This is a genomic window from Agrobacterium tumefaciens (assembly GCF_013337285.1).
In the GTDB taxonomy this organism is placed as follows: domain Bacteria; phylum Pseudomonadota; class Alphaproteobacteria; order Rhizobiales; family Rhizobiaceae; genus Agrobacterium; species Agrobacterium burrii.
Genome location: NZ_SUPW01000001.1, coordinates 387512 through 410212 on the forward strand (window position 1 = coordinate 387512; position 22701 = coordinate 410212).

At 59.3% G+C, this 22701-nt stretch carries 30 protein-coding genes; 13 read left to right on the plus strand and 17 right to left on the minus strand.

Features of this window, described 5'->3' with window-relative positions; translation table 11 throughout:
- The first annotated feature begins 425 nt into the window (after positions 1-425).
- Entirely contained in the window at positions 426-3359 is a 2934-nt protein-coding gene (locus tag FCH38_RS01830) for an Rne/Rng family ribonuclease (protein ID WP_174372674.1), read from the plus strand.
- 95 nt (positions 3360-3454) lie between these two features.
- Here the strand turns inward: FCH38_RS01830 and FCH38_RS01835 are convergent, their stop codons facing one another.
- From FCH38_RS01835 to FCH38_RS01845, 3 genes are all read right to left on the minus strand, one after another.
- Complete coding sequence (locus FCH38_RS01835) at positions 3455-4159, minus strand: SDR family oxidoreductase (RefSeq protein ID WP_174372675.1); 705 nt, start codon at positions 4157-4159, stop codon at positions 3455-3457.
- Between the two features lie 145 nt (positions 4160-4304).
- Positions 4305-4670, minus strand: a complete 366-nt coding sequence (locus FCH38_RS01840; RefSeq protein ID WP_174372676.1) for an antibiotic biosynthesis monooxygenase family protein — start codon at positions 4668-4670, stop codon at positions 4305-4307.
- Entirely contained in the window at positions 4667-4993 is a 327-nt protein-coding gene (locus FCH38_RS01845) for an NIPSNAP family protein (protein ID WP_149897706.1), read from the minus strand. Before FCH38_RS01845 ends, FCH38_RS01840 begins: the two co-directional genes overlap by 4 nt.
- Before the next feature lie 74 nt (positions 4994-5067).
- Between FCH38_RS01845 and FCH38_RS01850 the strand changes: the two genes are divergently transcribed.
- Positions 5068-5751, plus strand: a complete 684-nt coding sequence (locus FCH38_RS01850; RefSeq protein WP_174372677.1) for a metalloregulator ArsR/SmtB family transcription factor — start codon at positions 5068-5070, stop codon at positions 5749-5751.
- A 16-nt stretch (positions 5752-5767) separates the two neighbouring features.
- Here FCH38_RS01850 and FCH38_RS01855 read toward each other — a convergent pair whose 3' ends face one another.
- Entirely contained in the window at positions 5768-6925 is a 1158-nt protein-coding gene (locus FCH38_RS01855; RefSeq protein WP_174373114.1) for a pyridoxal phosphate-dependent aminotransferase, read from the minus strand.
- A 173-nt stretch (positions 6926-7098) separates the two neighbouring features.
- On the opposite strand from FCH38_RS01855, the gene FCH38_RS01860 reads away from it, so the two are divergent.
- From FCH38_RS01860 to aat, 5 genes are all read left to right on the plus strand, one after another.
- Positions 7099-7866: a DsbA family protein gene (locus tag FCH38_RS01860; RefSeq protein WP_153513615.1), complete on the plus strand. Its 768-nt coding sequence runs from the start codon at positions 7099-7101 to the stop codon at positions 7864-7866.
- A 124-nt stretch (positions 7867-7990) separates the two neighbouring features.
- The gene (aroQ, locus tag FCH38_RS01865) at positions 7991-8428 is read left to right on the plus strand and encodes a type II 3-dehydroquinate dehydratase (RefSeq protein ID WP_003502495.1); all 438 of its coding nucleotides are present in this window, start codon (positions 7991-7993) and stop codon (positions 8426-8428) included.
- Between the two features lie 25 nt (positions 8429-8453).
- The gene (gene accB / locus FCH38_RS01870) at positions 8454-8933 is read left to right on the plus strand and encodes an acetyl-CoA carboxylase biotin carboxyl carrier protein (protein WP_149897710.1); all 480 of its coding nucleotides are present in this window, start codon (positions 8454-8456) and stop codon (positions 8931-8933) included.
- Positions 8934-8945: 12 nt separating this feature from the next.
- A complete protein-coding gene (gene accC, locus FCH38_RS01875) occupies positions 8946-10292 on the plus strand; it encodes an acetyl-CoA carboxylase biotin carboxylase subunit (RefSeq protein WP_149897711.1) in 1347 nt (448 codons plus the stop codon).
- Positions 10293-10298: 6 nt separating this feature from the next.
- Complete coding sequence (gene aat, locus FCH38_RS01880) at positions 10299-10913, plus strand: leucyl/phenylalanyl-tRNA--protein transferase (protein WP_149897712.1); 615 nt, start codon at positions 10299-10301, stop codon at positions 10911-10913.
- Positions 10914-10928: 15 nt separating this feature from the next.
- Here the strand turns inward: aat and FCH38_RS01885 are convergent, their stop codons facing one another.
- The 5 genes from FCH38_RS01885 to gatB all read right to left on the minus strand — a co-directional run bounded on the left by FCH38_RS01885 (position 10929) and on the right by gatB (position 14695).
- Positions 10929-11366: a DUF2155 domain-containing protein gene (locus tag FCH38_RS01885; RefSeq protein WP_149897713.1), complete on the minus strand. Its 438-nt coding sequence runs from the start codon at positions 11364-11366 to the stop codon at positions 10929-10931.
- 131 nt (positions 11367-11497) lie between these two features.
- The gene (locus FCH38_RS01890; RefSeq protein WP_046800275.1) at positions 11498-11896 is read right to left on the minus strand and encodes an NADH:ubiquinone oxidoreductase subunit NDUFA12; all 399 of its coding nucleotides are present in this window, start codon (positions 11894-11896) and stop codon (positions 11498-11500) included.
- Positions 11897-12006: 110 nt separating this feature from the next.
- On the minus strand, positions 12007-12480 hold the full coding sequence (locus FCH38_RS01895; RefSeq protein ID WP_174372678.1) for a GNAT family N-acetyltransferase: 474 nt from the start codon (positions 12478-12480) through the stop codon (positions 12007-12009).
- Positions 12477-12974: a GNAT family N-acetyltransferase gene (locus tag FCH38_RS01900; RefSeq protein ID WP_174372679.1), complete on the minus strand. Its 498-nt coding sequence runs from the start codon at positions 12972-12974 to the stop codon at positions 12477-12479. The genes FCH38_RS01895 and FCH38_RS01900 overlap by 4 nt, the downstream gene beginning before the upstream one ends.
- 215 nt (positions 12975-13189) lie before the next feature.
- The gene (gene gatB / locus FCH38_RS01905) at positions 13190-14695 is read right to left on the minus strand and encodes an Asp-tRNA(Asn)/Glu-tRNA(Gln) amidotransferase subunit GatB (protein WP_174372680.1); all 1506 of its coding nucleotides are present in this window, start codon (positions 14693-14695) and stop codon (positions 13190-13192) included.
- A 150-nt stretch (positions 14696-14845) separates the two neighbouring features.
- On the opposite strand from gatB, the gene FCH38_RS01910 reads away from it, so the two are divergent.
- On the plus strand, positions 14846-15178 hold the full coding sequence (locus tag FCH38_RS01910) for a DUF1294 domain-containing protein (RefSeq protein WP_174372681.1): 333 nt from the start codon (positions 14846-14848) through the stop codon (positions 15176-15178).
- Here the strand turns inward: FCH38_RS01910 and FCH38_RS01915 are convergent.
- Complete coding sequence (locus tag FCH38_RS01915) at positions 15160-15669, minus strand: GNAT family N-acetyltransferase (protein ID WP_174372682.1); 510 nt, start codon at positions 15667-15669, stop codon at positions 15160-15162. The genes FCH38_RS01910 and FCH38_RS01915 overlap by 19 nt on opposite strands.
- Before the next feature lie 274 nt (positions 15670-15943).
- Here FCH38_RS01915 and FCH38_RS01920 point away from each other — a divergent pair, with 274 nt between their 5' ends.
- Positions 15944-16201, plus strand: coding sequence for a YjhX family toxin (locus FCH38_RS01920; protein WP_174372683.1), 258 nt, complete (start codon positions 15944-15946; stop codon positions 16199-16201).
- A gap of 60 nt (positions 16202-16261) precedes the next feature.
- Here FCH38_RS01920 and gatA read toward each other — a convergent pair whose 3' ends face one another.
- The 3 genes from gatA to FCH38_RS01935 form a co-directional block, all read right to left on the minus strand.
- On the minus strand, positions 16262-17743 hold the full coding sequence (gatA, locus tag FCH38_RS01925; RefSeq protein ID WP_174372684.1) for an Asp-tRNA(Asn)/Glu-tRNA(Gln) amidotransferase subunit GatA: 1482 nt from the start codon (positions 17741-17743) through the stop codon (positions 16262-16264).
- A gap of 54 nt (positions 17744-17797) precedes the next feature.
- The gene (gene gatC, locus FCH38_RS01930) at positions 17798-18085 is read right to left on the minus strand and encodes an Asp-tRNA(Asn)/Glu-tRNA(Gln) amidotransferase subunit GatC (protein ID WP_003521472.1); all 288 of its coding nucleotides are present in this window, start codon (positions 18083-18085) and stop codon (positions 17798-17800) included.
- A gap of 125 nt (positions 18086-18210) precedes the next feature.
- Positions 18211-18915 (minus strand): metal-dependent hydrolase, encoded by a 705-nt coding sequence (locus tag FCH38_RS01935; protein WP_174372685.1) that lies wholly within the window; start codon positions 18913-18915, stop codon positions 18211-18213.
- A gap of 84 nt (positions 18916-18999) precedes the next feature.
- On the opposite strand from FCH38_RS01935, the gene FCH38_RS01940 reads away from it, so the two are divergent.
- Both FCH38_RS01940 and ruvX read left to right on the plus strand, forming a co-directional pair.
- On the plus strand, positions 19000-19302 hold the full coding sequence (locus FCH38_RS01940) for an alkylphosphonate utilization protein (protein WP_149897722.1): 303 nt from the start codon (positions 19000-19002) through the stop codon (positions 19300-19302).
- 14 nt (positions 19303-19316) lie between these two features.
- Positions 19317-19796, plus strand: coding sequence for a Holliday junction resolvase RuvX (ruvX, locus tag FCH38_RS01945; protein ID WP_149897723.1), 480 nt, complete (start codon positions 19317-19319; stop codon positions 19794-19796).
- On the opposite strand, the gene FCH38_RS01950 is transcribed toward ruvX, so the two are convergent.
- The 3 genes from FCH38_RS01950 to FCH38_RS01960 all read right to left on the minus strand — a co-directional run bounded on the left by FCH38_RS01950 (position 19748) and on the right by FCH38_RS01960 (position 21119).
- On the minus strand, positions 19748-20065 hold the full coding sequence (locus tag FCH38_RS01950; protein ID WP_174372686.1) for a DUF6105 family protein: 318 nt from the start codon (positions 20063-20065) through the stop codon (positions 19748-19750). The genes ruvX and FCH38_RS01950 overlap by 49 nt on opposite strands.
- Positions 20062-20223 (minus strand): hypothetical protein, encoded by a 162-nt coding sequence (locus tag FCH38_RS01955; RefSeq protein WP_153513604.1) that lies wholly within the window; start codon positions 20221-20223, stop codon positions 20062-20064. The genes FCH38_RS01950 and FCH38_RS01955 overlap by 4 nt, the downstream gene beginning before the upstream one ends.
- Before the next feature lie 251 nt (positions 20224-20474).
- Positions 20475-21119, minus strand: a complete 645-nt coding sequence (locus tag FCH38_RS01960) for a TetR/AcrR family transcriptional regulator (RefSeq protein WP_174372687.1) — start codon at positions 21117-21119, stop codon at positions 20475-20477.
- Positions 21120-21307: 188 nt separating this feature from the next.
- Here FCH38_RS01960 and FCH38_RS01965 point away from each other — a divergent pair, with 188 nt between their 5' ends.
- Positions 21308-21583, plus strand: a complete 276-nt coding sequence (locus tag FCH38_RS01965) for a type II toxin-antitoxin system prevent-host-death family antitoxin (RefSeq protein WP_174372688.1) — start codon at positions 21308-21310, stop codon at positions 21581-21583.
- Entirely contained in the window at positions 21583-22005 is a 423-nt protein-coding gene (locus tag FCH38_RS01970; RefSeq protein ID WP_153513601.1) for a type II toxin-antitoxin system PemK/MazF family toxin, read from the plus strand. Before FCH38_RS01965 ends, FCH38_RS01970 begins: the two co-directional genes overlap by 1 nt.
- Before the next feature lies 1 nt (position 22006).
- On the opposite strand, the gene FCH38_RS01975 is transcribed toward FCH38_RS01970, so the two are convergent.
- A complete protein-coding gene (locus tag FCH38_RS01975; RefSeq protein ID WP_174372689.1) occupies positions 22007-22618 on the minus strand; it encodes a GNAT family N-acetyltransferase in 612 nt (203 codons plus the stop codon).
- Positions 22619-22701 lie beyond the last annotated feature (83 nt).

A 22701-nucleotide genomic window follows, 5' to 3' on the forward strand; every position in this document is an offset into this window, starting at 1 on the left:
AGGGTTAAAAGTGTTGACGGGATAGATGCCCGCCGGCTGCCAATCGAAAAAGACGCTGGCGCTGCAAAACGGGCAATCATCTGCCGTCGTTACATTTATCCTGAAACTGGATCAATTCCGGCCGTGGCCGGAGACCTACCCGGTGGCCCTACCACCGCTGCTCTGAGGAGAGCAAATTCATCGGACCCCAAGGGGTCTATATATTATTGTCGTTCCGCCTGGCCAATGATGTCGCAGCAGTTTTCACATGAACCGGATACCAGGAGCAGGCCAAGCGCCTCGCCGTCGGTCCGGATGCTGCCAGTTTACAGAAGCCCGGCAGGAGACTTCATTTCCGGCACATCCTTGCACTCATATGAAAGGCTCGTCCGTGTGGCGGGCCTGTTCTCGTATAAAACAAGGCTGCGCCGAGGAGCACAGCTTACATGGCAGACAAAATGCTTATCGACGCCTCCCACGAAGAGGAGACACGCGTAGTCGTTGTCCGTGGGAACCGGATCGAGGAATTCGATTTCGAGTCGGAACACAAGAAACAGATCCGCGGCAATATCTACCTTGCCAAGGTGACGAGGGTTGAACCCTCGCTTCAGGCGGCCTTCGTCGATTACGGTGGAAATCGCCACGGCTTTCTCGCTTTTGCGGAAATCCATCCGGATTATTACCAGATCCCGCTTGCCGACCGTCAGGCTCTGCTGAAGGCCGAAGCCGAGGATCATCGCCGCAGCGACGACTTCGAATCGGCTGATGCCCCTGAACCCGGCGCGCCGACGGTTGATCTTTCGCAGGTTGACCAGCCCGATGTCGGCATTGTTGCCGCCAGCGAGACTACGGACGTCGTGGTGACGGAAGAAATCGCTCCTGCAGCCGAGGAAGTCTCCGGGGAGGCTGCGGTTGCGGCCGTCGAGGAAGCGCCCGCCAAGGCAGAAAAGCCGAAGCGCGTCCGTCGCCCGCGCGTCAAGAAGAAGACACCGGAAGAAGAAGCCGCTGAAGCATCTTCCGAGGAAGACGGCAGCACCGGCGGCGAGATGGCCGCGATGGTCGATACCGATACGATTTCCGAAGAAGTCGAAGGTCTTCGCCGCGGCAATGACGATGATGACGACGATGACGACGATCATCACGAAAAGGAAGTGATCGAATCCGTCGGCGCCGAAGACGCCATGGAAGAGGTTCCGGATCGCGTTGCCCGCAAGCCGCGCAAGCAGTACCGCATTCAGGAAGTCATCAAGCGCCGCCAGATTCTTCTGGTGCAGGTGGCCAAGGAAGAACGCGGCAACAAGGGTGCCGCCCTCACCACCTATCTGTCGCTTGCCGGCCGTTATTCCGTGCTGATGCCGAACACGGCGCGTGGCGGCGGCATTTCCCGCAAAATCACCCAGCCGACCGACCGCAAGCGCCTGAAAGAAATCGCCCGCGATCTGGAAGTTCCGCAGGGTATGGGCGTCATTCTGCGCACCGCCGGCGCCAACCGTACCCGCGTCGAGATCAAGCGCGACTTCGAATATCTGATGCGCCTGTGGGAAAACGTCCGCACGCTGACGCTGAATTCGACGGCTCCCTGCCTCGTTTACGAGGAAGGCTCGCTGATCAAGCGTTCGATCCGCGATCTCTACAACAAGGATATCGGCGAGATCATCGTTTCCGGCGAAGAAGGCTATCGTGAAGCGAAAGACTTCATGAAGATGCTGATGCCGAGCCACGCCAAGGTGGTTCAGCCTTACCGCGACATTCACCCGATCTTCTCACGCTCCGGCATCGAAGCCCAGCTCGACCGGATGCTGCAGCCGCAGGTAACGCTGAAATCGGGCGGTTATCTGATCATCAACCAGACCGAAGCGCTGGTTGCCATCGACGTGAACTCGGGCCGTTCGACCCGCGAGCATTCCATCGAAGAAACAGCGCTGACGACCAACCTTGAGGCTGCGGAAGAAGTGGCGCGCCAGCTGCGCCTTCGCGACCTTGCCGGTCTCGTCGTTGTTGACTTCATCGACATGGAAGAGAAGCGTAACAATCGCTCCGTCGAGAAGAAGCTCAAGGATTGCCTGAAAAACGACCGGGCGCGCATCCAGGTCGGCCGCATCTCGCATTTTGGCCTTCTGGAAATGTCGCGCCAGCGCATCCGCGCTTCGGTGCTGGAATCGACCACGCAGGTCTGCCAGCATTGCGGCGGCACGGGCCATGTACGCTCGGAATCCTCCGTCGCGCTGCATGTGCTGCGCGGTGTCGAGGAATATCTGCTGCGCAACACTACCCACAACATCACCGTGCGTTGCACGCCGGAAACGGCGCTTTACCTGCTCAACCACAAGCGCGGCACGATCGTCGATTATGAAGGCCGCTTCGGCGTGTCGATCATCATTGCTGCTGACGCCAGCGTCGGTGCGCAGCATTTCGCCATCGATCGTGGTGAAGCCGTCGAAAATCCCGTGAAGATCGAAAGCCTCATCCAGATGCTTCCGAGCTTCGTGGAAGAGGAAGACGATATCGTCATCGAGGCCGATGAGGATGAAGACGAGGAAGAAATCGTCAAGGCTGCTCCTGCCGGTGAACCGCGCCAGCAGCAGCAGGGCGAAAATGGTGAAGACGGCAAGCGCAAGCGCAAGCGTCGCCGCCGTCGTCGTGGCAAGGGCGGACAGAACGACCAGAACGGCGCTCTTGATGCGCAGGCCGACGATGACGCCGATGATGTTGATGGCGACGACGACAGCGTCGAAGCCGATGACACCGACGGTGATGCCGACGAAAACGGCGTGAACGAAGCCGCAAACTCCGACGAGGACGGCAAGCGCAAGCGCCGTCGTCGCGGCAAGCGTGGCGGCCGCCGCAACCGGGACGACGCTCTCGATGCTGCAGGCAGCGAAGCTGGTGACGAAGGCGAGACGGAAGGCGAAAGCGAAGAAGTTTCTGTCGAAGCGACCGCATCAGTCGCAGCGACCGTGACGGAAGAGCCGACCGCCGCCGACGTGGTGGAAGGTGTGGTTGCCGACGTCGTCGCAGAAGAAGCACCGAAGAAGCCGCGCCGCACCCGCAAGGCGAAAGCCAAGACAGAAACCGAAGAAGCGCCGAAGGCTGAAGTAGAAGCCCAGGCTGTCGAAACGGTTGAGCCGGTGATCGTCGAGCCGGTCGTTGTTAAAGCAACCGTCGCCGAAGTCGCCATTGAAGAGGTCGGTGAAGCATCGGCCGATCTGGCAGCGGAGGCAGACGCACCTGCAACGGAAGAAAAGACCCGCGCCAACCGGGGCACCAATGTCTCGAGTTCGGAACCGGTCGTGACCTCTTCCGGTTCGCCTGCGAACCCCGACGGCGACGAGCCGAAGCCGCGCAAGGGCGGCTGGTGGCAGCGCAAAGGCTTCTTCTGATAGAAGCGACTAAAACAAAAAGCCCGCGACCATGTTGCGGGCTTTTTTTATGCCGGATGTCTTGTTGTCGTCTTGCCGGGTCTACATTCCACCCCTCAGACAGATCGCGTCAGGCCGCCATCAACGCGGATATTCTGGCCGGTGATGTAGCCTGCGCCTTCCGAGGCAAGAAACGCCACGGTGGCGGCGATCTCTTCGCTTGTTCCGTAACGCTGCATCGGCACGCCCTGACGGCGTTCTTCCGTGGCGGGCAGGCTGTCGATCCAGCCGGGCAGGACATTGTTCATGCGCACATTGTCGGCGGCATAGGTATCGGAAAAAATCTTGGTGTAAGAGGCAAGGCCGGCGCGGAAGACGGCCGATGTCGGGAACATGCTGCTCGGCTCGAAAGCCCAGGCGGTCGAGATGTTGACGATCGTGCCCGCCTTCTGTTTCACCATGACCGGGGCGATGATCCGGGTCGGGCGGATGACGTTCATGAGATAGACGTCGAGACCCGTATGCCATTGCTCATCGGTAATATCGAGGATGGAGGCGCGCGGGCCATGTCCGGCGCTGTTGACCAGCACATCGATACGGCCGAATTTTGCGAGCGTCAGATCCGTGAGGCGCTGGAGATCGTCGTTCGACTGGTTGGAGCCCGTGACGCCGATGCCGCCCAGTTCCTGCGCCAGCGCTTCCCCCTTGCCCGAAGACGACAGGATCGCGAGCTTGTAACCATCCGCCGCCAGCCGTTTCGCCACGGCGGCCCCCATCCCGCTGCCACCTGCCGTTACAACAGCTACTTTTTCTGCCGACATCGTTTTCTCCATTTTCAATTCGGCGAACCGCCGCGTGGCGATCCTTGTCCATCCAGAACCCGCCTCATCTATAGCGGGTTTCGGAAACGAGTTCGAACCAGAAAGCCTTGGGCCGGCATGAAGAAAAACTGATGCTGACGGTTTGTCAGCGTGGCACCTCCATATCCGCCGAATGGATTTGCCTGCTGTCCGGTGGCGCCTCTTCCCTCTCCTGCAAGCCGTAGTCCCGCATCGCATAAGCGATGCGCAAGCGATAATTGGAAAAGACGTCGGAGCGCCCCATGGCCTGTGCGGCGCGATGCGGCGCGGTATTGCGCCACGCCTTCACCGCCTCCTCATCCCGGAAGAACGACAGGGAAAGCATCTTGTCCGGATTGCTGATGCTCTGAAACCGCTCAACCGAAACGAAACCGTCAATGGTTTCCAATTCTGCGCGCAGGCTGGCGGCGATATCGAGATAATGCTGTTTCTCGCCTTCAGCTGGCCAGACCTCGAAGATGACGGCGATCATCGTCCACCTCCGGCATGGGGAGCGGAAGCCAGCCGCAGGAAAAGCCTGTCCTCACGGCGGATGAATTGTTCGCGTCGGGCGAATTCGTAGTTCTCCCGTCCAGCCGGATCGGCGGCGAGCCGTGCCCTGTAGGCTTCGTAAGCGGCGAGGCTTTCGATATTATAGACACCGTAAGCAATGGTGTTCGATCCTTCCTTCGGTGCGTAATAACCGATGAGATCAGCCCCGCAGCGCGGTATCGCTTCGCCCCAGTTGCGGGCATATTGGTCGAAAGCATCGACCTTGAAAGGGTCGATCTCGTAGCGGATGAAACAGGTCAGCATCGTCTTTCTCCTCGTGTTCTGCCTCTCCCGTATAAGCCATTGCCTCGCATCAATGCTTCGGCTATCATCGAACTATGAAAGACGGACCCTTGATCGCCAATGTCGCCGCCCTGATCGGCGACCCTGCCCGCGCCAACATCTTGACGGCGCTGATGGACGGGCGTGCGCTGACGGCAAGCGAGCTTGCCGAAGCCGCCGGCGTAACCCTGCAGACAGCCAGTGGGCATTTGTCTAAACTCTCCGATGCGCAGCTGCTGAAGGCGGAAAAACAGGGCCGTCATCGCTATTTCCGTCTCTCCGACGAGGATGTAGCGCAGGTTCTTGAAGCACTGATGGGGCTTGCCCAGCGCACGGGCGCAGTGCGCGTGCGAACCGGACCGAAGGACAAGGCGCTGCGCGAGGCGCGTATCTGCTACGATCATCTGGCCGGGGAAAGTGGTGTGGCACTGCTTGCGGCTATCACTGCGAGCGGGCTCGTGACACCGGGTGACGATCCCGTCCTGACAGATAGGGGGCGCGATTTTTTCTCAGGCTTCGGCATCGACGTTTCGCCGCTCGAAAAGGCCCGGCGTCCGGTCTGCCTGCATTGTCTGGACTGGAGCGAGCGCCGCCATCACCTCGGCGGCGGGCTTGGCGCGTCGCTGCTCGACGCCATGCAGCAGCGCGACTGGCTGCGGCGCGGAAACGGCCGCGTGCTGACCTTCACCACCAAGGGTGAAAAGGCGTTCAACACCACCTTTGGCTGCACGCCCGCCTGATGCCTTGTGATCTGGCTTATTTCAGCCAGCCCGCGATACGCCCCACGGCCTCGGCAATGTCAGAGACTGAACCCGCATAAGAAATGCGCAGCGCACGGTGGCCCTCCTCCGGGTCGAAATCCATGCCGGGCGTCGCCGCCACATCGATCTCCGCCAGCATGCGTTTGGCAAAATCCATGCTGTCATTGGAATAGCGACTGGTATCGACATAGGCATAAAAAGCCCCATCCATGGGCGATGCCAGCGGCAAGCCGATCTCCGGCAGGCGCGCCATCAGGAAGTCGCGGTTGGTGCGGTAGCTTTCCCTGTAGACATCCAGCTCCTCCGCCGCGGAAAAGGCTGCGGTCGCGGCGAGTTGGGACAGTTCCGGCGGGGAGATATAAAGGCTCTGGGCGAGACACTCGACCGGGCGGACGAGATTTTCCGGCAGGACCATCCAGCCGATACGCCAGCCGGTCATGCAATAATATTTCGAGAAGGAATTGATGATCACCGCACTATCGGTGATTTCGAGCGCGCTGGTTTCCTCGCCGACAAAGGTGAGGCCGTGGTAGATTTCATCGGAAATGAAGGCCATGTCGCGGCTTTCGCAATAGCTCGCCAGCCGCTTCAACGCCTCACGGCCCGTAACGGTGCCGGTCGGGTTGGCCGGACTTGCCAGAAGCACGCCCTTCAGCTTTAAGCCGGCTTTGGTCTCCGCCCGTTCCAGGCTGGCAGGCGTCAGCGTGTAGCCCGTTTCAGCCGTAACCGGCACTTCCACGACATTGAGGCCAAGCGCTTTCAGAATATTGCGATAGGCGGGATAGCCGGGCCTTGCGATCGCGACGGAATCGCCGGCATCGAAAAGGCTGAGGAAGGCAAGATTGAAGGCGGCGGAAGACCCTGTCGTCACGGCAATGCGAGCCGGATCGACGGCGATCTGATGGCGCAGCCGGTAGTGACCGGCGATCGCTTCACGCAACTCGCGCAGGCCCAGTGCGTCGGTATAGCCAATGCGGCCGTGTTTCAGCGCCTCCTGCGCGGCTTCCAGCGAGGCTTTCGGCGCGGGATGGGAAGGCTGGCCGACCGCCATGGAAATGACGGGGCGTCCCGCCTGCCTGCGCCGGTTCGCTTCCGCCAGGATGTCCATGGCGTGAAAGGGTTCGACGGCGCTCCGCTTCGAGATCGTTATCAAGGGCATGCTCTTTCCTGAACCGTATTTCGCAGACTTGCCGCAGAATCACGATCTTCACAATCATGCGATCATAATGCGGACAAGTATTTTTGCCGTATGGCATTTGGCTTAAAGTAAGGTAATTGCCTTCATAAGATTTCAAGAGGCTCCGGCCGCACAGAATGAGGACCGATATGGCGCATTTTCTACGTTCCGCCCTTCTCGCTAGCGTGACGGCGCTTTCCACGGTATTTGCCACCCTGCCCGCCCATGCGCTGGATGAACAGCAGAAGAAGGAAATGGGCGAATTCATCAAGCAATATCTGATCGAAAACCCCGAGATCATGCTTGAGGTTCAGGACGCGCTGGAGCGCAAGCAATATGCGAACCGCAACGCCAAGGCGGCGGAAGCGGTTGCCGACAACAAGAAGACCATCTTCGAATCGAAATACGATCTGGCGCTCGGCAACCCCGACGGTGACGTCACGCTGGTCGAATTCTTCGACTATAATTGCGGTTATTGCAAACGCGCCATGGGCGACATGGACACGATCCTGAAGGGCGACAAAAAAGTGCGCGTCGTTCTCAAGGAATTCCCGATCCTCGGGCCGGAATCGGTTGCCGCGCACCGGGTCTCCAACGCCGTGAAGCTCCTGGCGCCTGCCAAGTACCCCGAATTCCAGCGCACCCTGCTTGGCGGCCGCGGACGGGCGAATGAGGACAGCGCCATGGAAGTCGCCACCTCGCTCGGCCTGAAAGAAGTCGATATCCGCAAGTCGATGGCGGAAAACCCCAATGACGCGCAGGTGCAGGAAACCTACAAGCTGGCCAACAGCCTCGGCATCACCGGCACGCCGTCCTATATCGTCGGTGACGAGGCGGTTTTCGGTGCCGTCGGTGCGGACCCGCTTAAGGAAAAAATCGCCAATATGCGCAGCTGTGGAAAAGCCACCTGCTCCTGATTGTCAAAAAAGCTCCCGCATTGCCTGTGGATGCCGGGCCTCCCGGCTGTTTACGGCCTGCGGGGGCTTTTCCTTGACGGCTGCGCAGTCTATAGGTGTCGCTGATTTTCTTATGGAAACGTGAATGAGCAACATCATCATCGTCATCAATGGCCCCAATCTCAACATGCTGGGAAAAAGGGAACCGGGTATCTATGGTGGCAAGACGCTGAAAGACATCGAGAATGATTGTCTTGCGGCTGGTGCCGATCTCGGTTTCGCGGTTGAATTTCGCCAGTCCAACCACGAAGGCGTGCTTGTGGACTGGTTGCAAGAGGCGGGCGAGCGGGCGGCGGGCGTCGTCATCAATCCCGGCGCCTACAGCCACACCTCGATTGCGTTGCACGACGCCATTCGTGCTATTTCCACACCGGTCGTGGAAGTGCACATTTCCAACATCCACGCGCGGGAAGAGTTCCGTCACAAATCGATGGTATCACCTGCGGCGAAAGGCATGGTCTGCGGTTTTGGACCATACGGATATATCATGGCGCTTCACGCGCTGAAAAACATCACGGCATAAAAAGAAACAAAGAATAGGGTTTGTCATGTCTGAAAAGAAACAGGGTATCGACAAGGAACTGATCCGCGATCTCGCGAATATCCTCAACGATACCGACCTTTCGGAAATCGAAGTGGAGCAGGACGACCTGCGCATCCGCGTCTCCCGCGCCGCTCCGCCCGCCACGGTCTATGCCGCGGCGCCCGCCCCTTACGCAGTACCGGCAGCAGCGCCTGCCGCAGCACCGGCGATCGCAGCACCTGCAGCCGCCGCCGCACCTGCCCGCAACCCGGCCAACACCGTGTCCTCGCCGATGGTCGGCACGGTCTATCTGTCGCCTGCTCCGGGTGCCCGTCCCTTCATCGAAGTCGGCGCGACCGTCAAGGAAGGCCAGACCATCGTTATCGTCGAGGCCATGAAGACCATGAACCAGATCCCCGCGCCCAAATCCGGCAAGATCGTGGAAATCATCGTCAACGACGCGCAGCCCGTGGAGTATGGCGAAGCCCTCGTGGTCATCGAATAAAGGCGGTTCAGCATGGTTTCGAAGATCCTCATAGCCAACCGTGGCGAGATCGCGCTGCGCGTCCTGCGCGCCGCCAAGGAGCTTGGCATTCCCACGGTGGCAGTGCATTCCACGGCCGACGCGGATGCGATGCATGTGCGTCTTGCCGACGAAAGCGTGTGCATCGGCCCGCCGCCCTCGCGTGACAGCTACCTCAACATCCACCAGATCGTTGCGGCCTGCGAAATCACCGGTGCGGACGCCGTTCACCCCGGTTACGGCTTCCTGTCGGAAAACGCCAAGTTCGCCGATATTCTCGACGCGCACGGCATCACCTTCATCGGACCGACCGCCGAACATATCCGCATCATGGGCGACAAGATCACCGCCAAGCAGACGGCGCAGCAACTCGGCATCCCCGTCGTTCCCGGTTCTGACGGCGAAGTGAAGCCTGAAAACGCGCTGGAAATTGCCCGGACGATCGGCTTCCCGGTCCTCATCAAGGCGACGGCAGGCGGCGGCGGTCGCGGCATGAAAGTGGCAAAGACCGAAGAAGACCTGGAAGAGGCGGTTGCGACTGCCCGTTCCGAAGCGGCAGCGGCCTTCGGCAACGACGCCGTCTACATGGAAAAATACCTCGGCAAGCCGCGCCATATCGAAGTGCAGGTTTTCGGCGATGGTGAAGGCGCTGCCATTCACCTTGGCGAGCGCGACTGCTCGCTTCAGCGCCGTCACCAGAAGGTGCTGGAAGAAGCCAATTCGCCGGCACTTACCGTCGAACAGCGCATGAAGATCGGCGAGATTTGCGCCGACGCCATGCGCAAGCTGAAATATCGCGGCGCCGGCACCATCGAGTTCCTTTATGAAAACGGCGAGTTCTATTTCATCGAAATGAACACTCGTCTGCAGGTGGAGCATCCGGTGACGGAAGCGATCACCGGCATGGATCTCGTGCAGGAACAGATCCGCGTCGCTTCGGGCCAGGGCCTGTCGGTGACGCAGGCGGATATCGAATTCCATGGCCATGCCATCGAATGCCGTATCAATGCCGAAGACCCGCGCACCTTCGTTCCCTCACCCGGCACGCTGACCTATTTCCACACGCCGGGTGGCCTTGGCGTTCGCGTCGATTCGGGCGCGTATCAGGGCTACAAAATCCCGCCCTATTACGACAGCATGATCGGCAAGCTGATCGTTCACGGCCGCGACCGGGACGAGTGCATTCGCCGCCTTCGCCGGGCGCTGGATGAGTTCGTCGTCGACGGCATCAAGACCACCCTGCCGCTTTTCCAGGATCTCCTCCAGAACGAGGATATTCTCAATGGCGATTACGACATTCACTGGCTGGAAAAATATCTGGCCGGTGACGCGTCTCACTAAGACGATATGGCTGGGCGGCGCAGCAGAAATAACGACATAACGGTCGATATTCTGCTGCGCGCCTATTCCGCCGGCCTGTTTCCCATGGCCGATTCGGCTGACGATCCGGAACTTTTCTGGGTCGAGCCGGAGATTCGCGGCATCATCCCACTCAATGATTTTCACGTTTCCAAAAGCCTCACCAAGGCAATACGCAAGAAGCCGTTCGACATACGCTTCAACACCGCCTTCGAAGCTGTCATGGCGGGCTGTGCGGCGGAAGCGCCGGACAGGCCGAGCACGTGGATCAATGCCACCATCCGCAAGCTTTATACCGAGCTGCACCAGATCGGTCATGCGCACAGCGTCGAGGCGTGGGATGGCAAGGAACTTGTGGGCGGCCTTTACGGTGTCTCGCTCGGCGCTGCCTTTTTCGGCGAAAGCATGTTTTCCCGCCGCACCAACGCCTCGAAGATTTGCCTCGTGCATCTGGTGGAGCGGTTGAAAACAAGCGGCTTCGTGCTGCTCGACACACAATTCACCACCGAACATCTGAAGACATTCGGCGCCATCGATGTGCCGAAGCAGGAATATGCAAAGATACTGGATCTTGCCGTCAACCGGCCCAGCCTGCAATTCTGAATAATTTACGTTAGGTTATTTGCTTGCCGTTGAGGGAGCCGGGACTTCCGAGTCCGGCTTGCAGCCCGTCAGCCAGACGTCGTAGATCGGGTGCTCAACGGCGTTGAGGCCGGGGCTGTCGGCAAACATCCAGCCGGTGAAAATGCGCTTGATCTTGCGGTCGAGCGTGATTTCATCAACCTCGACAAAAGCGTCGATCTTCTGGGTTTCCGTCTGGTCGCGGGAATAACAGACCTTCGGCGTCACCTGAAGCGCGCCGAACTGTACGGTCTCGTCAATATAGACATCAAACGAGGTGATGCGGCCGGTGATCTTGTCGATGCCGGAAAACACCGCGACACGGTTTTCCAGACGCGCCGCAGAGACGGGCGAAATGAGGATGACAGCAGAAACCGCTGCGAACAGCGACACTGTCAGCGCACGCAAAGAACGATCCCGCGTGATTTTCCTCATACGATATGTCTCCAAATATTTGCCTGTGTCGAGACGCCGACCGGATCAACGCGTAAGGGCGGAATGTGGCAAAAACCGGTGAGGCCGGATGTCAGCGCGGTGTTTTGCACAACACCGCGCATCACAATGGCTCAGTTGCCGGGTGTCCAGGCGTCGTAGTCGCCGGTCACGCGCGGGCGCTCGCCGGCAACCGCCAGCGACCCTTGAGGGCGATAGGCTTTGGACGTGCCGGTGTGGTTCGGCTGATGCGGCTTCTGCCAGTCGCGCGCGACGTAGCTTTCCTGGCTCGGCGGTACGTCGGTGCGGTAGTGCATCCAGCCATGCCAGCCGGGCGGAATAGCCGACGCTTCCGCATAACCATTATAGATCACCCAGCGGCGCGGCATGCCCCAAGAGGTGGTGCCGCCTTCGTAGTAGGTATTGCCCAACTCGTCCTGTCCGACTTTCTTGCCAAAACGCCAGGTGTGAAACCGCGTTCCGATCGTCTGGCCGTTCCACCAGGTGAAGATTTGCGTCAGGAGAGTCTTCATTATCCGTTCCTCGGGCTTGAATGCGCTGCAGCGATTTTAAATCGCACGGCACAAGACATGCTTATGCCGCCCCTCACGGCAATTGTCCAGCATTTCGAGATATATCGGCGCTATTTCAGCTTCATCCTGAAGCCTAAATGCCGCTTCTCGAAACCCAGTCGCTCATAGAAGCGATGTGCATCCAGCCGGGCCATGTTGGAGGTGAGCTGCACGGCGTTCACGCCCTGACGGCGGGCGTCCTCAAGGCAATAATTGATCATAACCGCGCCGATGCCCCGTCCGCGCATGTCAGACCGTGTCTGCACCGCCTCGATCACCATGGACTTCGCCCCTCGCCCCACGAGCTTGGTCAGGATCGCCGTCTGGAAAGTGCCGACCACCTCGCCATCCAGTTCCGCGACATAGAGCGTTTCGCTGGGCGATGCGGCAATGGCACGGAAGGCCGCGAGATAGTCAGGCTGCGCCGATTCGTCGGCGGTGTCGCCGTGGCCGCCGATCTCGTCGGCAGCAAAAATGGCGGCGAGTGCCGGGAGATCGTCTTCGCGCGCCGTGCGAATGATCAGTTTTTCTAACGTCGGATTCATCGTTTAAGGCTCTTTTCCATCACGATGCCGGGTAAACCCTCAATGCCGGCCATGCGCTCGATTCGGTCCACTTCGGCAAAACCGACGCCTTCATAAAAGGCGATTGCGACAGTATTTTTAGGCTCGACCTCGAGACGCATGATTTCCGCATCCGGGAAACAGGTTTCGAGTTCCGCGAAGAGATCGCGGCCGACGCCCTGCCGCTGAAGGTCGGGCGCGACATAAAGCTGGTGTAGCAGGGCCGTCTTCGCCATCTTGGTGGACATCGAACCATAGGCCATGCCGCCGATCCGCTTGCCATCATCAGCCACCAGAAATTCGCCGCCCTTTTTCGCAACACGGTCTTTCATAGCCTGCGGCGAATGCCATGCGGCAATCAACTCGCTCACCTTTTCTGCGCCGTAGATCGGGTCATAGGTCGCATGCCAGGTTGTGGCGAGCAGCGCCCGGACTGGCTCGATGTCACGCAGGCTTGCCGTGCGGATGAAAAACATGATTTGGCTCCGTCTGGAAACAGAAATGCCGGGTGTTATCCCGGCAGTAAGCGATGTCAGTCCCCCAATCTCGACGTAATCCTCGGGCTTGTCCCTAGGATCTAATCACGTTTGATCTTGTGGGTCGTTAGATCCTCGGGACAAGCCCGAGGATGACGGAGGAGAGGCGTGCGGTCTCTCCAACCTTTACTGATGGCCACTCCGGCCCGCAGTTACTATTCGTCCTCTATGCCGAGCTTGGCCTTGACCAGCACCTGCACGGCCTGCGGGTTGGCCTTGCCGCCCGTCGACTTCATGACCTGCCCGACGAACCAGCCGGCGAGCGCGGGCTTCGCCTTGACCTTCTCGACCTGATCGGGATTGGCGGCGATGATGTCATCCACGGCCTTTTCGATGGCCCCGGTATCCGTCACCTGCTTCATGCCGCGCGTCTCGACGATTTCGGCCGGATTGCCGCCCTCATTCCAGACGATTTCGAACAGGTCCTTGGCGATCTTGCCGGAAATGGTCTCGGCCTTGATGAGATCGATGATACCGCCGAGCTGTTCCGGCGAAACCGGGGTCGTCTCGATATCCTTGCCCGACTTGTTGAGCGCGCCGAGAAGATCGTTGATGACCCAGTTGGCGGCGGCCTTCGGATCCCGACCGGCGGCGACGGCTTCGTAATAATCGGCAATCGCCTTTTCCGACACGAGGATCGAGGCGTCATAGACCGACAGGCCGAGGTCAGCCACGAAACGGGCCTTCTTGTCGTCGGGCAGTTCCGGCAGATCGACCTTCAGCGCCTCGACGAAAGCATCGTCGAATTCGAGCGGCAAGAGGTCCGGATCGGGGAAATAGCGATAGTCATGCGCGTCTTCCTTGGAGCGCATGGAGCGCGTCTCGCCCTTGCCGGGATCGAACAGGCGGGTTTCCTGATCGATGGCTCCGCCGTCTTCCAGAATGGCGATCTGGCGGCGCGCCTCATATTCGATGGCCTGGCCGACGAAGCGGATGGAGTTGACGTTCTTGATTTCGCAACGCGTGCCGAAACCTTCGCCGGGACGGCGCACGGAGACGTTGACGTCGGCGCGCATCGAGCCTTCATCCATGTTGCCGTCGCAGGTGCCGAGATAACGGACGATGGAGCGCAGCTTGGTGAGATAGGCCTTGGCCTCATCCGACGAGCGCATATCCGGCTTGGAGACGATTTCCATCAGCGCCACGCCCGAACGGTTGAGATCCACGAAGGACATGGTCGGGTGCTGGTCATGCATGGATTTGCCGGCGTCCTGCTCCAGATGCAGGCGCTCGATGCCGATCTCGATATCCTCGAAATTGCCCTGACGGTCCGGCCCGAGCGAAATGGTGATGATGCCCTCACCGACAATCGGGTCCTTGAACTGCGAAATCTGGTAGCCCTGCGGCAGATCCGGATAGAAATAGTTCTTGCGGTCGAAGATCGAACGGTTGTTGATCTTGGCCTTCAGGCCCAGACCGGTGCGCACTGCCTGCGCAACGCATTCCTCGTTGATGACGGGAAGCATGCCGGGCATGGCGGCGTCCACCAGTGACACATTGGAATTCGGCGCATTGCCGAAGGTAGTGGAAGCGCCGGAAAACAGCTTGGAATTGGAGAGAACCTGCGCATGGACTTCCAGCCCGATCACGATTTCCCAATCGCCGGTCGCGCCGGGAATGAAGCGTTTCGGATCGGGGGTGCGCACGTCTACAAGGGTCATATGAAGCTCACGATATACGGGTTCTTTGGCTCTGGTGGGTAGAACATATGGCGCGCGGGCGCAAGACATCTTGCGCCCTGTCGCACGAAGCGCCGGATTTTCGGCGCTCTGCATACGTAATTTTTACGCGTCTGATTTTCAATTCACATCATGACGATGATCGCCCTGTGTTTCATGATCTATGTCGCCTTCAATCTTGTCGTCTTTCTTGTCTATTGGTGGGACAGGCAAGCGGCGAGGAATGGCCGCTGGCGCATTCGCGAAAGCACATTGCTGGGGCTCGCCTTCGTGGGCGGCAGCGTGGGCGCTATTTCGGCTCAACGCCTGCTGCGGCACAAAACGCGCAAGGAGCCCTTCCGCAGCATTCTGCTCTCCATTGTGATCTTACAGGCGGGCCTTGTTGCGTCATTGGCAATCATGCCGGACTGGCCGCCTCGCCTTCTAAACAGCTTGGCAAGTCTCAGTCAGAATTCCGTCCCGTAGAGGCCGCTCTCGACCTCGACAAGCTGCTTTTGCAGACCAACGGATTGCACGTCGCGATCAAGCTTTGGCGCATAGGAAACGGAAAGCCAGCGGACGCTGTAGCCATGGTGGCGGAAAAAGGCGACGGCGGGTTCGTTCTGCGCGTGGGTTTCGAGCCGGATGGCTTCGAAACCCTTGTCCGCTATCAACCGTTCAACATCAGCGAGCAGGAGGCTGCCGACCTGCCGGCGCTGAAAATCCGGATCAATCCAGAAATCGGAAATCGTCTCGTCAAAATGCTCCCGCGCCGCCCATCCGGCAACCGTGCCGCTAAATTCCGCCACTCGAATGGCAAGCCATGACGAACGGGTAAAATTGGAAAAAGCGCTGGAAGCATTGTCGTAAAGCGTCGCGGTGATGCCGAGTGCGGCGGTTGCCTGCCGCCAGGCCCTGAGACCGATGGCCGCTAAGGCCTCCGCTTCCTGCTCATGCGCATTGCGAATGACGATCAAGCCGCGCCCTCCATGGCCATGGCGAGTAAAACATCGGTGGCGCGATTCGGCCAGTATGGTTTTTCGGGGTGCGCTGCGGACTTGACCATGCCAGCCTTGCCCGCTAACCAGAACGGGCAATAACGGAGTTTTTATGTTCGCTCAATCGGAGTCCTGGTAAAGGCCCCGCCCGCAAGTTTCTTGCGCGCCGGGCCAGATGAAACCGAGCCGGATGCCCTAACGGCAGCCGGGTTTGCTTTCACGCGTCTAAAAGACGCCGACCGGACTTCCAAAAATGGACATTTCCCGCGCCGAACAGCGCATTCTTCACCTGCTCGCCCAGGGCGGCAGAATTGAACTCGTTCGAGACGACCACCAGAAAATCGAAAAGATCGCGCTTTATACCCGCGACGGCTGGATTTTCAGCGGCCTCGACCTGCTCACCTTCCGCAAACTGAAACGGAAAAGAGCGATCGCCTCTTCCGCCGGCAAGCCCTACCGCATCACCCCCCGCGGACTGGAACTCGTAAGGGGTGAGCTGGACAACAGATGAAAAAAACGGGCGGCACTTGATGCCGCCCGTCCAATTTCTCTAACGCCCTTGTTCAGGCGTTCACCACCACTTGGCCGGCGTGAACTTGCCCGCTGCCTGCTCGATGGCGTGTGCGGTCTTGAACAGCGTTTCTTCCTCGAAAGGCTTGCCGATGAGCTGCAGGCCGAGCGGCAGGCCCTTGCCGTCAAGGCCGGCAGGCACCGAAAGGCCGGGAAGGCCGGCCATGTTGACGGTGATGGTGAAGACGTCCTGGAGATACATCTTCACCGGATCGGAAGCGAGTTCCTCGTCACCCACAGCGAAGGCGGAGGACGGGGTGATCGGGGCCAGAACGGCGTCAACGCCCTCATGGAAGACGTTTTCGAAGTCGCGCTTGATGAGGGTGCGGACCTTCTGCGCCTTCAGGTAATAGGCGTCGTAATAACCGGCCGAGAGCACATAGGTGCCGACCATGATGCGGCGCTGCACTTCCTTGCCGAAACCGGCGGCACGGCTTTTTTCGTACATGTCGGCAATGTCCTTGCCGTCGACGCGCAGGCCGTAACGAACGCCGTCATAACGGGCAAGGTTGGACGAGGCTTCGGCCGGTGCGACGATGTAATAGGCGGGCAACGCGTATTTGGTATGCGGCAGCGAGATATCGACCACTTCCGCACCAGCATCGCGCAGCCATTCCACGCCCTTGGCCCAGAGCTTTTCGATTTCTTCCGGCATGCCATCGACGCGATATTCCCGGGGAATGCCGATCTTCAGGCCCTTCAGCGACTGGCCGATGGCCTTTTCGTAATCCGGCACCGGCAGGTCTACGGATGTCGTATCCTTGGCATCCACGCTCGCCATTGTCTTCAGCAGGATCGCCGCGTCGCGCACGTCACGGGCAATCGGGCCGGCCTGATCGAGCGAAGAGGCATAAGCGACGATGCCGAAGCGCGAGCAGCGGCCATAGGTGGGCTTGATGCCAACGGTGCCGGTGAAGGCCGCCGGCTGGCGAATGGAGCCGCCGGTGTCGGTTGCGGTCGCACCGGCGCACAGATGCGCAGCGACGGCTGCGGCCGAGCCGCCGGACGAGCCGCCCGGCACCAGCTTCTGTTCTGAACCGTTGGCGCGCCACGGGTTGATGACCGGACCGTACCAAGAGCTTTCATTGGATGAGCCCATGGCGAATTCGTCCATGTTGAGCTTGCCGAGCATGACAGCGCCCTGATCCCAGAGATTCTGGGTGACGGTGGATTCATATTTCGGCTTGAAGCCATCGAGAACATGCGAACATGCCTGCGTGTGCACGTCGCGGGTGGCGAAAAGGTCTTTTACGCCGAGCGGAATGCCTTCCAGCTCGCCCGCCTTGCCGGCGGCGATACGTTCGTCGGAAGCCTTCGCCATGTCGCGGGCCTTTTCAGGCGTCAAGGCGACATAGGCGTTCAGCGCGCCGTTGGCCGCATCGATGGCTGAGAGATAGGCGTCGGTCAGCTCGAGGGCGGAAAATTCTTTGCCCTTCAGCTTTTCGCGGGCTTCGGCAATGGTCAGGCTCGTCAGGTCGGTCATGGTCGGCAACGGCTTTCGAAAATCTCGGAAAAATCGGGCGGTAGAGGCGGTCGCTTATTCGACCACTTTCGGGACCATGAAGAAGTCCCGGTCGGTCGCAGGCGCATTGGCGACGATGTCTTCCGCCTTATTGCCGTCGGTCACCACATCGGCACGCTTCTTCATGTCCACCGGGGTCACTGATGTCATTGGCTCGACGCCATCGACATTCACTTCCGAAAGCTGCTCCACGAAACCGAGTATGCCGTTCAGCTGGCCGAGCATATTCTGTGCTTCTTCTTCGCTGACAGCGATACGGGCAAGGCGCGCAACGCGCTTTACGGTGGCGAGATCGACGGACATGGTTCTACTCCGGTCAGAATTTTCCTAACCGCTATAATCACCATGTCCGTCCTTCGCAACGGTAGAAAGCATGTCGTGTCAAACTGTGTTACGGTTTTGCGGTCACGATATGCTCTAGCAAAATGTCAGAAGGACAGCGTCTCGCCAGCCTTCGGCGTATGAACGCGGGCTTCCGCGCCTTCCATGCCGGCCACGAATTTCTCCGGCGTCTGGTCGATGATCGGGAAGGAACCGTAGTGGCAGGGGATGACATTCTGGAACTTGAAGAAGCGCTGGCAGGCAAGTGCGGCCACAGCACCACCCATGGTGAAACGGTCGCCGATCGGCACGAGGCCGATATCGGGCTGATGCAATTCATTGATGAGCTTCATGTCGGAGAAGATATCGGTATCGCCCATGTGATAGACGGCCGGGCCATTTTCGAAATGCAGCATCAGGCCGTTCGCATTGCCGAGCGAATGCGAAACGCCATCTTCGGTGAGCTGGGCAGACGAATGCAGCGCATTGGTGAAGGTGACGGAAAAACCGTCGAAATGCACCGTGCCACCGGTATTGCCCATGTCGATCTTCGCAACACCTTTCGAAGACAGCCATGCGGCGAGATCGGCATTGGCAAGCACCGTCGCGCCCGTTTCGCGGGCAAGCTCGACGGTATCGCCAACATGGTCGCCATGGCCGTGGGTCAGGAGAATATGGGTGATGCCCTCGGCTGCTGTCTTCGCGTCCTGTCCGGCAAAACCGGGATTGCCGGTGAAAAACGGATCGATGAGGATCTTCGCGTCGCCGTTTTCGAGGCGGAAGGCGGAATGGCCGAGCCATGTGATTTTCATGGGAAGTTCTCCTTTGTATTGCCGGTGTAGTATGACATAGGACGACTTGAGAAACCGCACTACCTGTATTTAAGAGAGGCGACAATGGCCGCTGACAATGACGATTATGTGTACGATGAAGCGTCTGGCGAATGGCGGCCGGCTTCCGAAGTGGCCGCCGAGGCGGCTCGCGCGAATGAAGTGCACGATGCAGCCGGCAATGTGCTGGCGGACGGCGATTCCGTAACCTTGATCAAGGACCTGAAGGTCAAAGGCACCAACACGGTCATCAAGCAGGGCACCGTCATCAAGTCGATCCGGCTCACCGAAAATCCGGAAGAGATCGATTGCAGGCATGATGCGGTCAAGGGTCTGGTGCTGCGCACCGAATTCGTCCGCAAGCGATAAAGGCAGCGCGAGACATGGCGATACTCACCATCGAGGAACTGGCGGAAACGCTTCAGCCCGCACAGGCGATTGCCGGTCTCGACCTTGGCACGAAAACCATCGGGCTTTCCATGTCGGACCTGTCGCGACGCTTCGCGACGCCTCGCCCCGTTTTGAAGCGGGTAAAATTCACTCGGGATGCCGAAGTGCTGCTGGCCTTTGCCGAAAAGGAGAAGGTTGCCGCCTTCATCATCGGTCTGCCAATGAACATGGATGGCTCGGCCGGGCCGCGCGTGCAGGCAACACGCGCCTTCGTGCGCACCATGGGCGAAAAAACCGCCCTGCCCTTTATTTTCTGGGATGAGCGGCTTTCCACGGTCGCGGCCGAGCGCGCGTTGCTGGAAATGGATGTCTCACGCGCCAAGCGGGCCGAGCGCATCGATTCGGCAGCCGCCAGCTTCATTCTTCAGGGTGCGCTGGACAGGCTTTCGGCACTCGCCCGCGCCGTCGACTGACGGCCCTGCCACCAGGCGGCAATCTGCTTCCTCTTGCGAAAACCGAGGATAGCAAAAACGATCAGGCTATCGACCGCAACAGCGCGCGCCACCAGCGGCGGCAGGCTTTCCGGCGGCAGGCCGAGAATATTGCCGTAAATCTGGAATACCAGATCATGCGTCTGGCGCGTCAACATGAAAAAGCCGAAACTCATGTCGTAATAGGAAAGCCAGTACCAGCTGCCCAGCAATGCGACGGGACCTGCCCACAGGATCAGAAACCACTTCATGCCGCCTGCCCCCGCGCGAAAACCGTATCGGGAATGCCGGCAAGCACCGCCCAGCGCACCGCGGCCATCAGGCAGAGGTTCAGCGCCGGCGCGTCGATATCCAACGGCAGCATCACAAAAAACGTCATCATGACGCCCAAAGCTGTCCAGCGGCTCACTTGCGGCTCCCTTATGCGCAGTCATTGCGCATGGTTAACTTTTCGTTAATTCACACTGGACCGGCAGCCATGGCGACGCAATTGAAAGCTGTCATTATGGTTAATGGCGGGCGGGCGGCATGTGGAAAACGCGTATCTGCGTGAACGGGCAGATACGGCGGGCGGTTGCCGGCCCGGTGAAAACATCACTTATTTTTCTTTAATACGGCGCTTGCGCAGGGATTGCAGTCTCCCCCAACCCGGCAGCGGTTTCAGCCGTAGACGCCGCGCACCAGCCTTTTGACGGCCGTGGTGATCTTCTCCCAGTCCCGCTCGGATTTCAGCGGTACACCGGCGAACTGGCCACTGGTGGCAGCGGAAATGACGAGGTGCTGGATGGCGGCGAACAGCACGGCATTGACTGCGGCGGTATCCACGCCCTTCGGAGCCGCGAGCGAACCACGCATGCGCTCCAGCCACTTGCCCAGCGACTTGGCGCGGGCTTCGGCCAATCGCCGGACCTGCGGCGAGCCATCCGAGACTTCCCAGGCGATGATTTTGCAGACGAGAGGATCGCTGCGTAGCGCATCCATGAAATAAAGCGCCAGCTTTTCCATGAGATCGCCATAGGTCAGAAGGAACATACCGCCGGTGTCTTCGGGAATGCGATCCTTCACCCAGGAGCCGAGATCCTCGCCAATCGCCTCGATCAAACCGTCAAGGCCGCCGAAATAACGATAGATCAGCTGCTTGTCGCAACCGGCGCGGCGGGCAACCGCATTGATGCCGAAGCCCTGAAAGCCTTCTTCGGCAAGCAGCGACCTCGCCGCCTCAAAAATCGCTTTCTCGGTCTGAGCGCGATCCTTGATACGTTTTTCCGGTCTGTCGGCTGAAATCGCCTCTGCACTCGCCAGCATGATTCCCTACCCGTGTTCTAAAAGGCCTGACCACAGGGGTTAACAAAGCATGAAGGGAAGAACAATGTGGCTGGGCGGATGGGGAGAAGGTTCCTGTGGACGAATAGGCATCGAGACCGATATCCGCGGCTTTAAGTTTTCTGTATTTTCTGTATTATTCAGAATTACACAGATTTTGAGGCTTTCTCATGAAAAGAAAATCTATTTCCACCGCCGAGTTTATGCGGCATTTCGGTCGGTATCATGACGAAGCGCAGAAATCGCCCATCACCCTGACGAAGCATGGGCGTCCTTCGGTCGTCGTCGTGCCGGTCGAACTCTTCGAGAAAATGCTGGGAAGCGACGATCCGCGCCAGTCTTATGGGGCCGGTGAAATGCCTGATGAAATGGCAACCATGTTCGAGACCCAACTGGAGAAAGATTCCAACGAATATCGGAAATCTCGCGATGAGCAGGACCGATAATGTCCAAATTCAAACGGGGCGATATCGTTTCCTATCCGTATTTGTGGAGATGGCAGTTTTCCGCTGATCCACAGCGGGACCATGGAGAAAAGGACCGCCCCGTTTGCATAATCCTGTCGGTTACGGACGCTCAGGGACTATCACATGTACTGCTGCTGCCGATTTCATCGAAACCGCCGCTCGATAGCCAGCAACAAGCCATCGAAATACCCAAACTGGAACTCCGACGGGCAAAACTTACAAACTATGACGGAGGCTGGATCACCGTTAGCGAATGCAATTACGACGTAATCGAACGTTCATATCATTTCAATGCTACGCAATCTCCAATCGGGCGTTTCAGCGACACATTTCTCGAAGAGATTCGCACCGCATTTGCGCCGTTTCTGGCAGCAGGTGCAGCGAGGGTCATCAGAACCTGAATCACTCCAACGCCATGCCGAACCACACACTGCCGGGCGTTTCGTGGCTGTCCAGGCGTTTGAAGCCGCGGGTTTCCCAAAAGCGCATACCGGCATGGTTGCGTTCGCTGGCGCCGAGATGGATGCCGTAGACGTTGTTCTGTCTTGCCATATCCAGCCAGCGCGACAGAAGCCGGGTGCCGCCGCCCTTGCCCTGCGTGCGCGGCAGAAGGTTCATGTGGATATGGGCCGGGAACGGATCCGTAAGCCACTCTGGCGTGCGGCGCGGGTGGTGGATGAAATGGGCGCGGCGCTGGTCGGCGTCCCATGTCTGCTGGTCGCCGCCGGGGTCGGGGTAAAGGGCGCGCAGATGCGGCCACCATTCCTGCTCCAGCCGCTCTTCATGCAAGGCCGTATCGAGCGCGCCGGCGATATAACCGCAGACCCCCTCCTCGTCCTCGGCCACGAAAACGGCATCTGGCCACAGATGCAGATAGGGCACGGAATAGATATGCCCGACCATGCGGCCATCATTATAAAGCGGAGTTGCATCCTGCCCGGCATCGCCGGTGGCAAGGCTTATGGCGTAGAGCGCGTCTTCATCCTCGGTTCGGGCGGAACGAAAGGTCAGCATTGGCAGCCGCCTTCCCTTGCCGCGCGTCGACACGCGAAAGTGTCACGACAGATCAGAACACGCCTAACGCCATTGCTGTTTTT